Raw genomic sequence first — 17,845 nt, 5'->3', positions numbered from 1 at the left:
ATGCCCGCGTTCCTTGCTGGTCTGGTTGCCTGAAGAACACCCAGCTCACAAGGGCGCGGGCCCTTTTTCAATCACCGACACGGCACGGGGTCGGACAACATCACGCCCCTACCAACTGCGAAGAGCCGGGTACGGGTGGTCATGTCGAGGACGACCGTGCCGTAGACGTGGCCCCGGCGGAGCGCGAAGTCGTCGATGCCCAGGACGGGGGACCTTCTCGACCGACCGGTCGGGAATCGCCCGCACGGCTCGCAACACGGTGTCGCGGCCGACGGCGACGCCGAGCCGGTCCGCGAGTCGGGCACCGGCACGCCCGGCCACCGCCAGGCCGATTGCCGCGATCATGGCAGCCGCTGCGGGAGTACGTCGGCTCCACGGCAGGGTCAATCCCGAAAGCTGCTCGGCGAAGGTCTTTGTGGCGCAGTCGATGGTGTCGCAGAAGAAGCGGCGGACCCGGATGTCTGCACGCAGCTAAGAGAGCAATCGTGACCGCGTTTATAAACAGGTAACCCATCCAGCGCTTCATCGCCGACCACTTCCTCGTTCCGGAACGATCCGCACGAGCTAATACGTATTTGCCCTTTGCCATAGTGGGGTTGACCCTCACTGCCTGTGTAGCTGGCACCGGTGTTCTCCGGCGGGGTATTGCAGTTTCAAGTCCTGATCGTGGAAGTTGCGGACTTCTCCCTGTGGCTCTTTATGATCACGCTCCTGCAGCCGCGGCTCCCTGAGAAATCGATCGTGTCGGGGATCGGATCAGCGGTGACGTCGGGGCGCATCGTCAGCGTTCGCGGCCTGTATCTCCCCTCCTCGTCTGCCCGCTGTCGCGAGAGAGCCCTACCCGGTTTGGGATGGCTCCTCGATCAGTTCTTCGGGTGCGAACTGGCTGGAGTCCTCCTCGGCGTGGCCTTCGTCGATGTCGCGCTGGATCGGCTTGCCGATCGCGTCCTCGACGAGTTGGCACAGCCATTCCCGACGCTGCTGGAAGAAGCCGTCGAAGTCATCGGCGCGCAGCAGGTGCGCCGGGATCAGATGGGTGCTGAGCAATTGATTCAGGCGGTCGGAGCCGATCTGGGCGTGCTTCTCGATCACGCCCAGATACGCCGAGGGAGCGGCCCCGCCGATGGTCCTGTTGGTACGGGCACTGATCGTCGTCTTGTTGACGATGCTTTCGCGTCGTTCGTCGTCGACACCCTGGTCGTTGCACCACTTCTGCGGGAAGACGTGATGGATGTCCACGGCGAGATTGACATACTGCACCTTGTCCAGCGCCTTGTCCTCCATCCAGTCCCGGGCACCGTGCGCCAGGATCAACGCGGCGATCCCCTTGTAGGCCGCGGCGTTGCGGGTCCGCAGCGAGTGCAGCCGTGATTCGGTGAACGAGGCATCCTGGATCGTGCGCGGAATCGCCGAGGTCGTGCCGACGGCCCATCCCGGTGTGGATTCGATGTCCCGGGCGAACCGGGTCTCGATCGCCGAGCCGTAGAGTTCGCCGAGTACACCGCACCAGTACCACCGTGCCAACCTCTCGCTGACGGCGATCAGGTCGGCATCCGAGCCGAGCAGGACCCTGATGGCAGCCAACGGCACCAGTTGTTTCGGGTAGGGGACGTCGCGTGGGGCGAAGATGTGGCGGTCGGCGAGGAAGGTGGCCGTCCAGATGAACGCTTCGCGTAGCGGATCGCGCCACTCCAGGTAGTCGTCCAACGTCAGCTTCAGGACATCCTCACGCTTGGCGGACACTGCCGGAGGCCGGTCGGAGGTGTCGGCCTGGTTGCGTTTGAGGGTGGTCAGCATGGTGACTGCTTGGAGGAAATCGGTGTTCTCCACTGCGGCGAGGGTGGGATGAGCGGCCCATTTGAGCTGCGTTTCTTTCCAGTCGTCGTTGAGGCGGAAGTCCTCTCCCGTGCGGTGGTAGTAGTCGGCGTCGCCGGCGAACATCGCAGTGAGCAGCTCGAACACATTGAGTGGGAGTCCGCCGATGTTCACCTTCTCGAACACCGTCGCCACGGCGGCTTTGTCGGTGTCCTCGTCGAGGACTATGGCGGGAATGTCGTAGGTGGCAGCCGGCTTGATGAACTGTTCGTGGAATCGTTTACCGAGGCTGGCGTCGGACAGACCGAAAATCCAGGTCACGTAGTCGCCGTATAGCAGGCGCAGCGGGAAGTAACCGTGTTCGCGTTCCTTGTCCTCGTCGGACAGGTCGAGCAGGATGTCCTTGCCGAAGTTCGTGCGAACAACCCCGTCGCCGGGGATCGAGATCACGGCCTCGTCCACCCGGTTCGGATCGCTCAGGGCGGTCTCCATGTGGACCAGGTACCGCCGAACCAGCAACTTGCCGCGGCTGTCCTTCGTGGTGACGATGCCGTTCCCGCTCAACGCCTGGGTCAGCGACGTGAGGCGCTGCTGACCGTCCAGCAAAAGGAATTTCGCTGCAGTGCCGGGCGCGAAGTGTGTTCCTTCGATCGGGCGCGGCTTGAAGCGGACCTGGGTGTTTCCGGTCTTGAGCAGCATCACCACCCCGAGGGGATGACGTCGCAGCACGGTCACCAGCAGTTGGCGGATACGCTCGTCCTCCCATTTGTAGCCGCGCTGGAAATCGGGAAGCTGGACCTCACCCGACCTGGTCCATTCCAGGTACTTGCTCAGCTCGTACATCGGGGTCAGGAAGCCCATCCGTTATCCCTTCGTTCGGGTTCCGTCGCCGGGGTCGTATCGACACCACGTCATATGTAAGGCGGGTGTGCCGTGCCCGGCCACGGTTGCTCGGAGTGCGTTAGGGCAAATCCTGCGCCTGGGCAGGTCCGGTGCGTCGAGCGTCGGGGCGTTCGACACCGGGTCGATGGAGGTACCTAGCGCTGGTTGATCCAGCCGATCCGATCGGAGGAGAAATCGAAGGACGGGTCGTAGAGAACGACGTACTGCCCGGGGGGCGAACCGGCACGATTGTCGAAACAGACCTCACCGGTGGCAGTCCCACCCGGCGCGACATCGCCGTAACCGAGGAGATTCGGTCGCCCCGTGATCCAGGTGTCGCGAATGGCTCCGGCCGGATCCTGCAACTTCCAGTCGAAATCGGCGAAGTCGGCGGGATCGTCACCACCATTGTTGATGGTGACCGTCGTACACAGCACCGCGTTGAAGGGTTCGTTCACCTCGAACAGCGGTGTGGTGGTGATGGTGACCTCGTCGAGGGTGACGGCATCGCCGGCATTGGCGGCCGTGTCCCCGTCCTGCCTGCCTTGAAAGGTGAGCCCACTCTCGTCTGCCTGAGCGCTGTTGCCGTTTCCCGGCGTGACGGTAACCTCGTCATCCCCGGTGCTGCCAGCGATGAGTGCGACACACCCGCCGAAGAAGAGGACGACGATACCGAGCAGTATCCAGGGCCATAGTTTGCGCTTCTTCGGCGGAGGCTGTTGGTAGTAGCCCGGCGGATACGATCCGGGCGGGTAGCCCCCTCCGGGCGGGTAGCTGCCACCCGGTGGCCCGTATTCCGGATTTCCGCGACGTTCGGGGTCTGGAGAAGACGGCTTATCCGACATGGGGATCCCTCGGTAAGGGACGCTTGCCGCCACTGAGTGACTCAGCTCACATATCGAACGGCGGGGTGCCGTTGTTACCGGTCTCAACTGAGCAGATTCACTAACTCCGGTGATGCGTCATATCCGTAATTGTCGGTGCCGAGATTTCGGTTGTGCAGCAGTTCGAGGGCCGAAGGCAACAAGTCTCGGGAATGCATTGACCACGATTCCTTCCGGGGTGCGAAAATTGGAAGATCGTCGCATCGTCAGCGGGAGGCCGAGATGCGCTCGACGGCTTACGGCACTACATCGCTTGCTCGGCACACGACCGTCGCGGCGGGTGTGCTGATCCTGACGCTGTGTACCGTCCTTATGTCAGGGTGCGACCGAACGTCACCAAGCACCCCACCTGCTTCACCACCGCGGACAGGGTCCACACCGGCTACATCAGTCGGGTCTGGGTCCGCGACGATCGAGCCGACGGCGTGGTCGCCGCCGCCCTACGTGGTACCCACGCCGAGTATCGGCCCTCAGCCGACGAAGGTCACCACTACGCCAGCTCCCACCACAACCGAAGCACCCCCCTCGACCACGACAACCAGACCATCCGTGCCGACGTTGCTTCCCCCGACATCGCTGCCGGGAGGCGGCTTCCCATCGGGGCACGTGACGACCGGGGAACTCCCGGCGGAGAATGCGCCGGCGCCCTATGAATAGGGAGCCGGAGACGTCTGCGGCGGTGTTCACGGTAGACAAGTGGATCGGGGTGATCGCCGGGGTGGTGGCGCCCACCACCGTGCTGACCGGGCTGTGCTACTACTTCGGCTACGTCTCCGCCCGCGCCTACTTTGCCCATTTCGGGATCGATACCGACGCGTTCGGGTTCTCCACGGCCGACTATGTGCTGCGCAGCGTCAGTGTGCTGTATCCCGCCCTGGTGATGCTGCTCGCGGCGGGCTGTGTGGTGTTCTGGACCCGGGCGTACGGGCTGCGGGTCCTTCGGCGCGGCCGACGCTCCGGTCTTGCGCGCCGCACCGGGTGGGTGACGAGTGCGGTGGGAGCACTGCTGACCACGCTGGCGGTGCTCGCGGTGGTCGTGCCACGGTTCTCGGTGCTCCGTAACCCGGCGCTGGTTCCGGTGTTCCTAGGCCTCGGCGCGGTGCTGATCGTGGCCGGCACCGGGATCCTGGCGGCGCTGCGGCAGGTCACGACCCCGCAGTCGGCGTCCTCGGCCGAGCGAGCCACCTGGCTGTTTGCGGGGGCGGCGGTCGTGTTGGCGCTGTTCTGGCTGACGAACATCTTCGCCACCGAGTACGGGCGAGCCCAGGCGCAGAACACCGCAGCCGACCTGTGGGACAAGGAGACCGTGGTGGTGCTCGACACCGCCGACCGCCTGTTCGCCCCCGTGAACTTGGTGCGCGAGAGCGGGCTCGGTGCCGCACCCGGACAACGCTTCGCCTATCGCTACGAGTGCCTCCGGGCTCTGTTCGCCCGCCCGGAGTATTGGGTGTTGGTCCCGGCCCGGTGGACGGCCCAGTACGGGTACGTGTTGATCGTCGCCGTGGACGAGTCTTCACGGATCAGCGTGACCAGGCGGGAGGGACTGGCCGATACTCCTGCCGCGAACTGGGACGCGCAGTGGCCCTGTCCCGAGGTCGCCCCGTCCTGACGGCAGGACACCGCCGAGACCGACACGCCGATCGGCCGCCCGAACCACCGGGACGACACCGAGGTGGGCCGCGACGTGATCTACCGGGCCGCGTTCTTCGTGTCCGCTCGTGCTGCCGGGGGAGACGAGATTTCAGTGGGCGGTCGTGTACTGCTCAACGAGTGACTGGGGCAGGCGCCCGCGGGCAGGCACCTCGTAACCGGCCGTAATGGCCCATTCCCGGATCTCTTTGGAGCTCGGTGAACCCGAGGCTTGTCGGACCGCGCCTCGTCGTTTGCGCCCTCCGACGCGAGTGGCATGTTCAACGTAGTAGTTGATCTTCTTACGGAAATCTCTGGCGTTCTTCTTACTCAGATCGATCGTGTATTCGACTCCGTCAAGAGCGAAACTGATCGTCTCGCCGTCGACCTCGAGAGCAGTTCCATCGATGTCGTCGAACGTCTCGACGATTGTTTTGCGTGCCATGTGCGACCTCGACTTCGGCGACATAAAACGGACTGGAAGTAGTGTATCGAACCCCAGGGGATACATACCGTCTGTATCACCAAGAGATTTGCGCTCACGAACCGGCGCAGATCTTGACCACGCTCGAGTGGCAGTTCAAGAGATCAGGCACCACTGCACTCATCCGACCCGTGTGGTCCCTTGTCGAGAGGGTCGTGTTCGACGTCGACCGCCCCGAACGGGACATGAAGATCGCCACCCGGGCGGTTCGGCTAACCTGTTACAGGGGGGCGGGAAGCGGTCGGAACACGACTGGCGTGACACCGGCGCGGTGACCGAAGGACATGTCGTCGGTGGTCGGCATTTCCAGCAATGGAGCGCGTAGGCTCCTGAACAATCACGAAACCCGCCGCTCCGGCGCGATCTGGCGTGAAATATGCAGGAGCACTGCAGTATCGGCACGAAGTTGACATAAGATCGGTTATCGGCGTTTTAAGTAGGACCAGTTCAAACAGATGCAAGTACTCGTCACACCGTGCCACGACGTTCGTTCAGGCAGGTGAAGGCTGGTTCCGGGTGGGACGTTCTCGTCGTTCCAGGACCGCGGCCGGAGCGGGGGGTGCAGGTCCGTCGCCGTTTCTCTCATTTGACGAGAGATTCTCGCGTAGAGTCCCGGTGCGTGGACGTGGTCCCGGGGAGAATTCCCGCCTTCTTGAGCGATCAGGGCGTCGGTTTGCTGCGCGCCGAGGATCGTGTCTTCGAGGCGATGCTGGGCGGGTGGCGAGCGCAGCAGCTGGCCCGTGGGTTGACGGTGGCGCACATCGAGGCGTCGTGCCGGTTGGTAGGACGTTTCCAGCAGCATGCGAACGAATATCCCTGGACGTGGTCCCCGCACCATTTCGACGAGTTCATGGCCGACCGGCGCAGTGGCCACCGGAGGCTGGCGTTGTCGACGTTGCGGTCGAACGCCGGGGCGATCCGGGCGTTCTGTTGCTATGTGACCGAGCCTCGCTACGGCTGGATCCCGTTCTGTGAGGTGACATTCGGGCAGGTCCCGGCGCAGGTGGTGTTCGAGTGGAATGCACCCCGGCACGCGACCGACGATGCGATCACCCCCGGCCGCCGCAGCCTCACCCGAACGGAGCTGCAGCGGTTGTTCGATGTGGTGGACGACTTCGTCGATGCGGAGTTCGCCAAGAGATCGAAACGGTGGTTGCCGGCACTGCGGGACTCGATCGCGTTCAAGGTGGCCTACGCCTACGGGCTCCGCCGTCGCGAGTTGGCGATGCTCGAGTACGTCGATTTCGGACCCAACCCGCACGTGGCGCACTACCGCCGGTTCGGTGCCGTGCAGGTGCGGTGGGCCAAGGGCACCGGTGGCTCCGGTCCACGCCGGCGCACCGTGTTGACGGTGCCCGAGTTCGAGTGGGTGGTGCCGTTGCTCGAATTCTGGCTCTCGCCCGAGGGTCGGGAGCGGTTTCCCACCGCGGATCGCTCGCAGCTGCTGTGGCCGTCCGAACGCGCCGACGGGTCGGGGGTGCGCAACTTCGATCGGGCGTTCTCCCGCGCCCGCGAGCGTGCCGGCCTGCCCGGCGAGCTCACCTTGCACGCGTTGCGTCATTCCTACGTCACGCACCTGATCGAGGCCGGCTACGACCCGTTGTTCGTGCAGCAGCAGGTCGGCCACGGGTACTCGTCGACCACCGCCCTGTACACCTCGGTCTCGACCGACTTCAAACACAAGACGGTGCAGAGGATCATCGCCGCCCGACTGCGGGGCGCCGAGGCGCACGAGAGGAGCGCAGATCGTGAGTGAGCAGCGCCGTATCGGCTACAAGTGGAATCTGCGTCAGCTCATGGCCCAACGCAATCTGTGGAAGACCACCGAGCTGATTCCGCTGCTCAAATCACGGGGCATCAACCTGTCCAACGCGCAGGTGCATCGGTTGGTGACCTCGACCCCGGAACGGATCCCGGCCCGCACCTTCGCCGCCTTGTGCGACATTCTCGACTGCACACCGAACGATCTGTTCGAACCGTTCGTCGAGATGCGGGCCGCGAAGACCGCCGACGCCCCCCGGCGACCCGAAAGCCTCGGTGTCACACCGGAGTCGAGGATCGCCCGGCGCATCCGCGTGATCGCCCCGGACGGCGATGGTTAGACCACGCAAACCCAGCGATCCCGACGTGTGGCCGATCCCGTGCACCCGGTGCGGCGGGCATTACCCGATCGCCGCGAAATGGCCCGACGGCCCGGTCTGCACCTACTGCTATCAGCAGGCCAAACGCACCCGCGGCACCTGCGGATGCGGCCACACCGGGGTGCTTCCGGGTGTTCTCGACGGCCGCCCGGCGTGTCGCCGGTGCTCCGGGATCGCCCTCAACCTCGACTGCCGGATCTGTGGCGCCGAGGACGAGCTCTACCGCGGCGGCCGCTGTCAACGATGTGAGCTCGCCGTCCTGGTCGACCACCTGCTCACCGACCCACAATCCGGAACGATCGCCGCGGAGCTGGTGCCGGTCGCAGCGGCGTTGAAGGTCATGGCTCGACCCAACAGCGGGATCACCTGGATCCGGCAACGCCACGTCACCGCCTTCCTCGCGGATCTGTCGAGCGCGCCGACGATCACCCACGACAGCCTCGATGCGCTCCCCGCCTCACGCACACGCGACTACGTGCGGGCACTGCTCGTCGAGCACGGCGTCCTTCTCCAGCGGGACGAGACCCGGCTCCGCTACCGACAGTGGGCGACCGAAGCCCTCGACCGCGTCCACCACCCGGCCATGCGCGAGATCATCGACCGCTACGTCCGCTGGCACCTGCTGCGCCGCATGAACCAGAGCGAGACGGTCTCACACGGGACCTTCCTGCGCAGCAAGCAGACCGTGAGCGTCGCGATCGACTTCGTCAACTGGCTCGGTACCGAAGGCCTCGAACTCGGCGACCTGCGGCAAGGCCATCTCGACCACTGGATCGCCACCGGCCCCACCACCCGGCTGATCGTCGACCGATTCCTCGGCTGGGCCACCGCGAGCCGACTCGTCGCACCCGAGTTGACCGTGCCCAAGCACCGCCGCGGCACCAGTCGACGTCTCAGCGCCGCCGAACAGGATCATGCACTACAGATCGCGGTCCACACCGACGTACTGTCCTCTCGCGATCGTGCTCTGGCCATCCTGGTCCTCGTCTTCGCTCAACAGATCGAGAACATCGTCCGGCTCCGCTGGGACGATGTCACCATCACCGACGATCAGGTCACCATTCGACTCGCCGACCTCGAGATCGCGTTACCCGAACCACTCGACCAACCGTGGCGTGACCTCGCCGTCAATCCCGGTCATGACCAGACAGCCGCACATCCCCGCAGCAACTGGGTATTTCGTGGTTACACCCCCGGCCGGCACCTCGATCCCGCAGCGGCGCGAGACCGACTCGGAAGAACCTTCAGTGCACGTGCTGCCAGGCTCGGTACCCTCGAACACCTCAGCAAGCTCGCGCCCGTGGCGATCATCGCCGAGACCCTGGGCTATCACCCGGCCACAATCGAACGGCACGCTGCCGCCTCGTCGGCCGGCTACGCCGAATACATCGCAGCCATCAACGATGCTCAAACCGACCTGGCCATCGATTCGCCCTAGCGCCCCTTCGAGCCACCCGGACCACGGGCTCGATCCCCAACGGCAACTCGTCCCGTTGCAACACGTCCCGCTACCAGTTGTGACCGATTGCGCCACAGTGGTTTTCGTGTGGAATCAGCCCGGATTCCCATGGGAACGAGATGCAGGGCGAGCGCACATGCACGGACTAGTCGGCGGTGTCGGGGCGCGGTGGCGTTGTCGGTGAGCTGCGAAAGCGTGACTATTGCGCCTGCCGTACGCACCCGAAGGAGATCGTCCGTGGCCGACAGTACCGACCTACCGGAGATCACCACGTGGGACGGGATGATCGACTGGCTCGTCGAGTCGTTCACCGGCCAACCGGCGGGGCTGATCATCGACCTGGGACCGAGTGACTACGCGTACTTCGACGGCGACCACGGCAGTGTGGACGAGCCGGTGGTGTGCGCGCAGCTGCACGTGCTCGCCGACGGGGTTTTGATGGTGCGTCGCTCCCGGGCGGTGCTCGACCGGCTACGGCTGGACACCCATGCGGTCGACGCCCTGGAACGTGACCGGTGGTTTTTCGACGACCCTTTCGACGACTGCACCGACGGGTACCTGTTCACCCGCGACATCGCACTCGCAGCGGATACGTGCGTGTCGTGGTTCCGGGACGTTCCCGGCGGACCGTCGCTCGAGGAGATCGGCTGCTCCTACGAGTTCCCCGACACCCTTCCGCCACGGCGCCAACCCACCATCTGAGCGGCGACGATCTGCCTCAACCGGTCGACCCGGTCCGCGCACCACGCCGGTCGGTACGGTGAACCGAACGTGCCGGAGTGCGACGACCCGAACCGGTGACCCGAAAGGATGGACCCGTGCCGTTGCTCATGGTCGATCGCGACCACCGCCTCATCCCGCTGCGCAGCTTCGACTAAACCAATCCCACCTCGTTGCTGGCGGGAACGTAGATCGTGTACCCGACAGTGCGCGACGCGGCGCAGAAATATCCATCCTGGTCGCCCGGGGTCCCAGCGATACCGGTGCTCCCCGGCTCGATGCTGCGTCCACAGAGGAATCCTAGTCCTGGCCGTCCAGTGACCCGAAACGAACGTCCTGTCAGAATTCGCCCAGCAGAGCCGACGAGTCCTCCGCAATCGTCGGCAGTCGAGACAACCCGAAGAGGGCCGGGGCGAATCGCCCCCATGCACGTTGCAGCACATCGTCGATCAGTCGCGGAAGCGGGTGTCTTTGCTCAGGTCAGCGGCGGTCGAGTTCGTGCTGTAGCGCAGTTGGATCGCCGGGGTGATTCACTGTACTCATGACATTCGACGCACTTGCTGCGATTGTAATGATTTCGGGCCCGGGGGACACCACCGAAGAGGTCCGCGCGGTCGAAGAGACCATCAACAAGTGGAACCGCGACCACGCCGAGGGCGAGCGTGTGGTGTTCATCCCGCAGCACTATCTGACCGACACTGTTCCCGTCTTGAGCAAAGGCGTCGATGGCCAGACGATCATCAACGAACAAATCACGGACAAGGCGGATGTCGTGATCGCGCTGTTTAAGTACCGCCTCGGCACTCCTACACCCCGGAATGACTATTCGGGCACGGTGGAGGAGGCCGAAGCTCGAAGTGACACGGGAAATGTCCATGTCTACTTCTGGGACGGCGAGTCTGTCCCGACGGGAATTCTCAGAGACAGCAGGAAATTGAAGGATTGGACGGAACTCGGTGAATACCGAGCGACCTTCCACGCTAACGAGAGCGGATTGTACAGCTCGTATAGCTCGGTAGAGTCCTTGAGCCAGTCGGTTGAGCGCGCTCTATGGCTGGACGCCCGCAAGCTGAAGGGCAGTCGCGGTGCTTCCTCGCCTGCGTCGGCTCAGTCTGCACCTGCCTTCGACCTAGAAGTTTCACTTGAGGGAGAGTTAGTGTGGCGCGCCCCGGAGGTACCTGAGCTTATCGAGACTCTCATCAAGAAGGACATCGACAAGGAGCGGGAATGGGCTCAGAATAGGAATTCTGCTGAAGAAGCAATTGCGCGTGCGATGGGCCGTCGTCCACGCAGCCCCAAGCAGAACTCCGAAATTGAGCTCTGGACCGCTGAAACTCGCGCAAAGATGGGTTCTCTTGATGAGAAGATTGCCGCCGCCGCAGGGGTACCTATCGCCGTCTCGCTCGCTACCAGCAGGATCCTTAAGGATCTTGAAGTCGAGTTCGTATTTTATGGCGTCCGTGGCCTTGATCCGACAGAAGAGAAATTGTCTGATATTTGGGAACCCCTGCATGTACCTGAGTCCCCAGACATTCTTTTTCCATTCGGCAGTTCGTTCCACAATCCTCCTTATAACCCGTTAGATTCATGGTGGGAAGCCGACGAAGACGACGTGATTCTTACCGTTCGTGTGGACGAGTTGCGTAAACAGCGAAAGTACTACGAGTCGGATCCGGTGGTCGTTCTGATGCTTCCTTTCACTGAGACCGGGGTAAATCAAATCCGATATACCTGGCGCGCATCAGCTACCAATGTGGATGGGGAGTTGACCGCCGAGGGATACATCCCCGTCATGAAGTCTGCAATCGAGTCCCTGCGAGAGTGGTACTCCCAGACAGATTAAAACCAGCTTCTTGTTGGGGCGTGTCGCAGTATGGCATACATCGAGGAGCGAGAGAATAGGTTGTGGACAGTTGACGAGAGGACCATTCAGTGCAGTGGGGTGCAGATCAGCCATATGTCGCCGACCTGCTCCGCCGGCGAGGTGACGCGCACGTCGGCGACTTAAACGAGTTCGTTGACAAGCTCCGTCTTCAATACCCGGATCGGTTTGTGCCCTACGTCGCGCCTACGTTCGGTGGGGTTAACGCGCGGCTTCTCGCACTGTTTCAGGAGCCTGGACCGAAGACTGTCCCGGCAAACGGCGGCTCGGGGATGTTGTGCATAGATAATGATGACCGTACCGCAGCCCGTCACAAGGCGTTCTTGGCGGAGTACATGATTGATATCTGCGATGTCGTCAGCTGGAATGCATACCCATGGCTCAGCCCTGACACGGGCAAGAACAGAAGTGTTGAGGAAGAACTCGCGGCGACGCGAGCGTTGTCCAGGTTCCTAACGATGCTGCCGAATCTCAAGGTCGTCATGTTGCATGGCCATGTAGCTCGAAATGCGTGGCGCAGACTTGAGGAGTACACACCAGTTGACACGAAATATGGGCCTGCCATTCTGCCGGGGCGGGTTCACACAAACCGAGTCCGAGCCATCGATTCCTGGCACCTGAGTCCAAGGGTAGTAAATCCAAGGTTCAGAACTCCCGAAGAGATCGCACGCTTTACACATGAGATCCATGAATCATTTGCAGAGGCAGTGGCTGTGCTGCGAGGACCAAGCGGCGCCCCATGGCTTACCTGGGATCCGGACCATCCATGGAGCACTCCGTCGATGCTGGAATCCCATGAGCAGCTCAGTGACCCCTGGGGCGATCCCCCGTTCTGATTCCGATTCGACCTCCCTCAATTCGCCCAGTCTTGCTAGTTAACCGGGTGGAGAGTGGTGGAGCAGTGTCTCTCAAGGAGTATGTGGTTTTGAAAGAAGCAGAATTTTTCGGAAAGTGGTGGCATCCGCTGCGGGATCGGTCGAGCAGATCAGCGACATCGAGCAGTAGCGGTGCGGTCATGTGCTGCTGCGGAACGGCCTGCAGCCCAATAGCAGTGGCCCACACGGTGCCAGCCCCGTCGACAGCGACGTCCGGGTGGGGACTGCGGATCGGGGTGCTCGAGACCGGCTCCAACGTGACAGATTCGAGCCGGGTGAACAGCCAGTATTGGCGATCGGCGGAGTATGTCGAGGGCCCCAACAGTGGCGACCACCGCCGACGGCCCGTCCCGTCCGGGGGATGGCCGACGACCCAGAGCAGGTCCCCATCTGTCCGCCGCCCAGCACTTGATCGGGCAACGCGGTGGTCTCAACGCGGTGGCCTCAAGGACGGTGAGGTCGTCGAGTACTCGGTAGGCAGCGGTGCCGTCGAAGATCATCGGTGGGGTGCCGGCCAGAAGCGGCTGATAGGACGTCACGTCAGTGCTCAAGGGCGGCCCTACGGTCGGGGTGCCGTGCAGATCGACCCGAACCAGGCGCGTCGCTCCGAGCGCGCCGGTGCTCGGATCACGCTGACATAATCACTTATCGGCGCTTAACCGGGACAAGTACAGACAGATGCGAGAACTATCGGCAGGGCCCGACTTCGACCTGCTGGGCACGATGCACGCATGCAGTGCGAGCAGTGCACGCCCTGCGTGGATACGGCTATATGGCTCTCGCTATTGCCGTCCTCGGTCACGCTGGACCTGTTGCCTGTGCTGACGGGCCCTGACTGGTTCTGCCGGCCCCAGGGTCCCGTCGCGATGTCTGTCGACAGGCGTGCGAGCAGCTCGCGTTCGTAGGGGTGTTTCCGGCAGGGACTGCGCGGTTGGGCGGTGGGTCACATGCTGGCTGTCGACCGGAACACTTTGCTTTCCAGCGTGATTGATGGATAACCGAAATTATCCATCATGGACAATCTCGAGTTGCGGAACATGCGAACCCGTGACGTCCACCATCTCTGGACGCGAGGATCCGTCCATGTCGGTCGCTCACGAGCATGCCGAACTGCGGCTTCGGTGCCCGGCTGGTGCGGTGATGCCGTACTCCTTGAGGGCATACTCGCTGCCCGGTGTTCTGTGCGCCTGATCGAGCGCCGGCGGATCCGCCGCTGCGGCCACCAGGATGCTGCGGTCGGTGTTCTCATCGACGAAGGCGTGCACGAGAGGTCAGCCTGGAGCCCGACGCAACTTCCCCTTTCCGCATCCCCTGCGATGCGATCCGGCGATCGAACTCGCGGAGCCGGTCGACGTCCGTCGCCTCGTCGGTGAAGTGACCGGATGCCACCTCGTCGAGCGGCCAGCGCAGTCGATCGGCGATCGGATCGGCGACCTGGTGGTGGGTCGTCGTACCGAACCGCGTCGCGAACCGGTGGGTGCTGCCGGTATCGACCGGCTGGGCCGGCTCATCCACCGGTTACCGCTGCTGCACGGGTCCGTGCGGGCACCCTCCGGGTGCGCCCGACCGGATACGGATCGCTGAGCGCCGGCGCCTGCGACGGGGAGACGACTCCGAACGATCGCTCCCCCGGGACAAGGCAGGAACACCTTTCCCGGCTCTACGGTGCTACGCGATCTGGAACCGGTCGTCGCCGAGTTCGACTTCGATGCGCAGCGTGCCGCCGACCGCATCGACGTAACGGCGCAGGGCGTCGAGCTGGATACGGTCGAGCTCACCGCGCTCGATGGTCGAGACCCGGTTCTGCCCCACCTCCAGTCGCTGGGCCACCCGCTTCTGGGTCAGGTGCTGTGCCTTGCGCCACTCTTTGAGTCGGTAGGCGCAGACCTGGTCGAGCATCCGAGCCTTGTGCGCCTCGACCGAGTTCCGTCTCACCGGGCGCTTAGCGAGCATGTCTTCGAGGCTGATGCCCATCGACCTCACTTCCCTTCGCGTCGGTTCAGATGATCGTCGAAGCGATCGTCGGCACGTGGGATGTCCACCCGGTACCATCAGGTGCTTGTGGCCTTTCTTGTAGGACACCTCGTCGATCCCGATCCGCCGCACCCCAGCCAGCCGGTCGGCGTCGGCGTCGGCGAACATCTGTGCCACGATCACTCTGGCCGTGCGTGACACGATACGCATCAACACTTGGGGGCGGAGTGGGCAGAGGCGAACAACGTGGAGATCGCGTACACCCCGACGAACAGTGCGTGATGGGCCGGATCGAAGCGCAGTTCACCGTCCGAAGACGCTCGGTTCCCTGCTGCGCAGCAGATACAGCCCCCTCGATTAACGGGACGCCGCCCGCGCGAATGCCACTGGTGCAAGGCTGGACGGTGACGACGACAGGGAGGTAAGGATGCCCGGCTATTGGGAACCGGTCGGGTCCTTCGACCCAACCGGCCGCAGGCTCCGGCCGTTCGAACGCATCGACATGACACTCCGGGATGCGTCGCTCGACTGTCAGCGGTTTCGTACGGCCGAGGGGGAGCGCGCTATTGTCGTATCCGCCCGCCACCTCGTCGACATTGCGGGATTCGATCTCCCGGGCACCGTCGGGGACGTGCTCTTCATCGATCCGCCCTCCTCGGCCGTTGTGACCAGCTTCCTCGCGTCTCGGCCCCAGTCCGTCGCTTCACTCGCCGTGGCCCTGCCCGCGGGGACTGCGGGTCTCGGTCTGCTCCGGTCCGGTGGCAGTGTCGTCGTCCGGACAGCGCCGGAGCCGTCGAGATTCCAGCTTTATTACCGGGGTGCTCCCGGACCGAAGCTCGGCGAAGGCTCGGACGCGCTCGAGGGACGGTCCAAGTGGTTCGAGAGCCGTCACACCGGGGACGAATGATGTTCAGTCCACCGACAGGCGCCAGATGCTCCGGCCGTAGGTCGCGGCGGTGAGCAGGTGCTCCTGTTCGTGATAGACGAGGTCGACGACCGGGACATTCGGCAGGTTGCCGGTCAAGTTCGCCCAAGTAGAGCCCTCGTCGTCGGAGACGAAGACCCCGGCATCGCCGCACACGTAGATCCGCTCGGGATGTGCCGCCGGCAACGCGATCGACAGCGCAGGGGCGTCGGGGAGCTCTCCGCGGTCGATGTCGGTCCAGTTCAGACCCCCGTCGGCGGAGCGGAAGAGGTGGCGTGTGCCGAAGTTGGCGACCGTGGCGTAGACCACGTCCGCATCCTCTGCCCGACTCTGCACCCGGGTAAGGGTGCGACCCGGTAGAAGCGTGCTGGCAAGGTTGTCGCTCCAAGTCGCGCCGCCGTCCGAGCTGCGGAAGAATCCGCCGTTCTCGGTACCGATATAGACACGTTTGGCATCGGCTCGTGCGACCTCCACGGTCGTGATGTCGCTGCCATCGAGAACCTCCGACACGGCCGTCCAGGTATCGCCATCATCCTTCGTTCGCCACACCCGCCGCGAACCGGTGAACAACGTCTTACGGTTCTTGGGATCCATCGCCACGAACATCATCCAAGGTTTCGCCTGGTCCTCCGGCGGGGACACCGTCTTCCATCCGTCGCTGGCGCGAAAGCGCATCATTCCCATGAATTGCCAGGTGGTGAACAGATGATTCGGATCCTGAGGATCGATGACAACCCAGCCCCCGTCCCCGCCGGTGAGCTCGAAATAGGTATGCGCTTGCCCATCGACTGTCGCCAGCGTGCCGTTGTCCTGAGCGCCGCCGGCGATGAAGTCGTCATTGGCCTGGGCAACCTCGAGGTCGTAGAACATGTTGGTGGCCAGGCCGGTGCTTCGGTTCGCCCAGACTGTTCCGCCGTCGGCGCTGAAATCCATCCCCCCGTCGTTCATGTCATAGATGGCGCCCGGTTCACCGGCTGGCATCACCAGCGCATGGTGGTCCGCGTGCGCATAGGTCCGGCTACCTCGGTCGGCGTCCCAACGCGTCACTTTGGTCCACGTCCTGCCGCCGTTTTTTGTGCGATGCAGATCCACGCCGCCGCAGAGCACCCAGTTCGCATCCGCAGGGTGGACAACGATTGTGTTGTTGTAGGACATCTGCCTCTCGGCCGCGAAGTGTCTTCCTCCCACGGCGGTCCACGTGTCCCCGCCGTCCCCGGTACGGAAAACGCCCAGTACGGCGCCCTGACGCTCGATCTGGGCATACAGCACATTCCGGTCGGAGGGCGCGAGCGCAAGTGACGTGCGACCAATCGCAGCGGGCGCCGGAAGCCCCTCCCCGAGTTGCTGCCACGTCGCACCGCCGTCGTGCGTCCGCCAAATGCCGCTGTTCACGCCTTGGGCGGTGATCGTGACGTAGATGAGCCCCTCTTCGTCGGTTCGGAATTGGATGTCGTGACAGCGATATCCCGCCGGACCGGCCAGAGGTACCCGACCCCAGGACAGGCCACCGTCACGTGAAACAAAGAGGCCCGCGGCATCGCGCAGGCGGTGGCCGACACCACCGACCAGCAAGTGCCGGGAATCGAACGGGTCGACGGCCAGAGCACCGATTCGACGCGGCAAGCCGAGGATGGCCGCTGGTGCGAGTACCTGCCACGTGATACCCGCATCCAACGAGCGCATCACGCCGATCCCCGGATGCGAATCCGCCGACAGGTTCGCCTCACCAGTACCGCAGTAGAGCGTGTCCGGTTGCTGCGGATCAAGGGCAAGTGACCCGACATTCAGCGACGGTTCGTCGTGCCACAACGACCGCCATGTCATGCCTGCATCGGGACTGTGCCAGACACCACCCCCCGCCGCGCCAGCCCACAGGCGTTCCGGGTGATCGGGATGGCAGATTAAGCAGGTCATGCGCCCGCCGATGTTCGACGGACCCACCGAGGCCCAGCGGTCGCTTTCTGGCGCGAGCGGCATCTCCGCCTGGACTCGGGAACGCTCCTGCAAGAGCAGATCGATCGGTGACTCGCGAAGGGGCCAGGCCTCCCGCGCCTGGAACCAGACGCTGCGCATCTTGTGCGTGGTCGTCGGATCCGGCCGAGCGGTCGGTGATTTTGACTTCCGGGGCCGGTCGGCGTCCCCCCGATCAACGACAATTGTATTGCGGGCCATGGA

13 protein-coding genes are annotated in these 17,845 nt (G+C 63.8%); 7 read left to right on the top strand and 6 right to left on the bottom strand.

Annotation, left to right across the window (positions count from 1 at the left end; genetic code table 11):
- Window positions 1-837: 837 nt before the first annotated feature.
- Complete coding sequence (locus tag G6039_RS23525; protein ID WP_043802143.1) at window positions 838-2,676, bottom strand: GmrSD restriction endonuclease domain-containing protein; 1,839 nt, start codon at window positions 2,674-2,676, stop codon at window positions 838-840.
- Between the two features lie 176 nt (window positions 2,677-2,852).
- A complete protein-coding gene (locus tag G6039_RS23520) occupies window positions 2,853-3,542 on the bottom strand; it encodes a DUF4352 domain-containing protein (RefSeq protein WP_051446171.1) in 690 nt (229 codons plus the stop codon).
- A 718-nt stretch (window positions 3,543-4,260) separates the two neighbouring features.
- Here G6039_RS23520 and G6039_RS23515 point away from each other — a divergent pair.
- Complete coding sequence (locus G6039_RS23515; protein ID WP_043802140.1) at window positions 4,261-5,190, top strand: hypothetical protein; 930 nt, start codon at window positions 4,261-4,263, stop codon at window positions 5,188-5,190.
- Between the two features lie 132 nt (window positions 5,191-5,322).
- On the opposite strand, the gene G6039_RS23510 is transcribed toward G6039_RS23515, so the two are convergent.
- Window positions 5,323-5,655, bottom strand: a complete 333-nt coding sequence (locus G6039_RS23510; RefSeq protein WP_080688633.1) for a histone-like nucleoid-structuring protein Lsr2 — start codon at window positions 5,653-5,655, stop codon at window positions 5,323-5,325.
- Between the two features lie 658 nt (window positions 5,656-6,313).
- Between G6039_RS23510 and G6039_RS23505 the strand changes: the two genes are divergently transcribed.
- The 6 genes from G6039_RS23505 to G6039_RS23480 all read left to right on the top strand — a co-directional run bounded on the left by G6039_RS23505 (window position 6,314) and on the right by G6039_RS23480 (window position 12,732).
- Complete coding sequence (locus tag G6039_RS23505; RefSeq protein WP_043802136.1) at window positions 6,314-7,450, top strand: tyrosine-type recombinase/integrase; 1,137 nt, start codon at window positions 6,314-6,316, stop codon at window positions 7,448-7,450.
- On the top strand, window positions 7,443-7,796 hold the full coding sequence (locus G6039_RS23500; protein ID WP_043802134.1) for a helix-turn-helix domain-containing protein: 354 nt from the start codon (window positions 7,443-7,445) through the stop codon (window positions 7,794-7,796). Before G6039_RS23505 ends, G6039_RS23500 begins: the two co-directional genes overlap by 8 nt.
- Complete coding sequence (locus G6039_RS23495; protein ID WP_043802131.1) at window positions 7,789-9,273, top strand: hypothetical protein; 1,485 nt, start codon at window positions 7,789-7,791, stop codon at window positions 9,271-9,273. The genes G6039_RS23500 and G6039_RS23495 overlap by 8 nt, the downstream gene beginning before the upstream one ends.
- Before the next feature lie 258 nt (window positions 9,274-9,531).
- Window positions 9,532-9,996, top strand: a complete 465-nt coding sequence (locus tag G6039_RS23490) for a hypothetical protein (RefSeq protein WP_043802129.1) — start codon at window positions 9,532-9,534, stop codon at window positions 9,994-9,996.
- Window positions 9,997-10,555: 559 nt separating this feature from the next.
- Entirely contained in the window at window positions 10,556-11,857 is a 1,302-nt protein-coding gene (locus G6039_RS23485) for a hypothetical protein (protein ID WP_152103830.1), read from the top strand.
- An 89-nt stretch (window positions 11,858-11,946) separates the two neighbouring features.
- Window positions 11,947-12,732, top strand: a complete 786-nt coding sequence (locus G6039_RS23480; protein WP_152103831.1) for a uracil-DNA glycosylase — start codon at window positions 11,947-11,949, stop codon at window positions 12,730-12,732.
- A 1,133-nt stretch (window positions 12,733-13,865) separates the two neighbouring features.
- On the opposite strand, the gene G6039_RS23475 is transcribed toward G6039_RS23480, so the two are convergent.
- The 3 genes from G6039_RS23475 to G6039_RS23465 form a co-directional block, all read right to left on the bottom strand.
- Window positions 13,866-14,036, bottom strand: a complete 171-nt coding sequence (locus G6039_RS23475) for a hypothetical protein (RefSeq protein WP_162472573.1) — start codon at window positions 14,034-14,036, stop codon at window positions 13,866-13,868.
- A 403-nt stretch (window positions 14,037-14,439) separates the two neighbouring features.
- Window positions 14,440-14,913, bottom strand: coding sequence for an XRE family transcriptional regulator (locus tag G6039_RS31490; RefSeq protein ID WP_373867479.1), 474 nt, complete (start codon window positions 14,911-14,913; stop codon window positions 14,440-14,442).
- Between the two features lie 742 nt (window positions 14,914-15,655).
- Window positions 15,656-17,842, bottom strand: a complete 2,187-nt coding sequence (locus tag G6039_RS23465) for a WD40/YVTN/BNR-like repeat-containing protein (RefSeq protein ID WP_152103832.1) — start codon at window positions 17,840-17,842, stop codon at window positions 15,656-15,658.
- Window positions 17,843-17,845: the final 3 nt, after the last annotated feature.

This window comes from Rhodococcus aetherivorans (genome assembly GCF_011058165.1).
GTDB lineage: Bacteria > Actinomycetota > Actinomycetes > Mycobacteriales > Mycobacteriaceae > Rhodococcus > Rhodococcus aetherivorans.
The sequence above is the reverse complement of the archived record's forward strand: the minus strand, read 5'-3'. Positions and strand labels throughout refer to the sequence as shown.

Coding starts and splice junctions, on each gene's coding strand:
- G6039_RS23525 (WP_043802143.1), bottom strand. CDS start 2,676: ATGGGCTTCCTGACCCCGATGTACGAGCTGAGCAAGTACCTGGAATGG.
- G6039_RS23520 (WP_051446171.1), bottom strand. CDS start 3,542: ATGTCGGATAAGCCGTCTTCTCCAGACCCCGAACGTCGCGGAAATCCG.
- G6039_RS23510 (WP_080688633.1), bottom strand. CDS start 5,655: ATGGCACGCAAAACAATCGTCGAGACGTTCGACGACATCGATGGAACT.
- G6039_RS23495 (WP_043802131.1), top strand. CDS start 7,789: ATGGTTAGACCACGCAAACCCAGCGATCCCGACGTGTGGCCGATCCCG.
- G6039_RS23485 (WP_152103830.1), top strand. CDS start 10,556: ATGACATTCGACGCACTTGCTGCGATTGTAATGATTTCGGGCCCGGGG.
- G6039_RS31490 (WP_373867479.1), bottom strand. CDS start 14,913: ATGTTCGCCGACGCCGACGCCGACCGGCTGGCTGGGGTGCGGCGGATC.
- G6039_RS23465 (WP_152103832.1), bottom strand. CDS start 17,842: ATGGCCCGCAATACAATTGTCGTTGATCGGGGGGACGCCGACCGGCCC.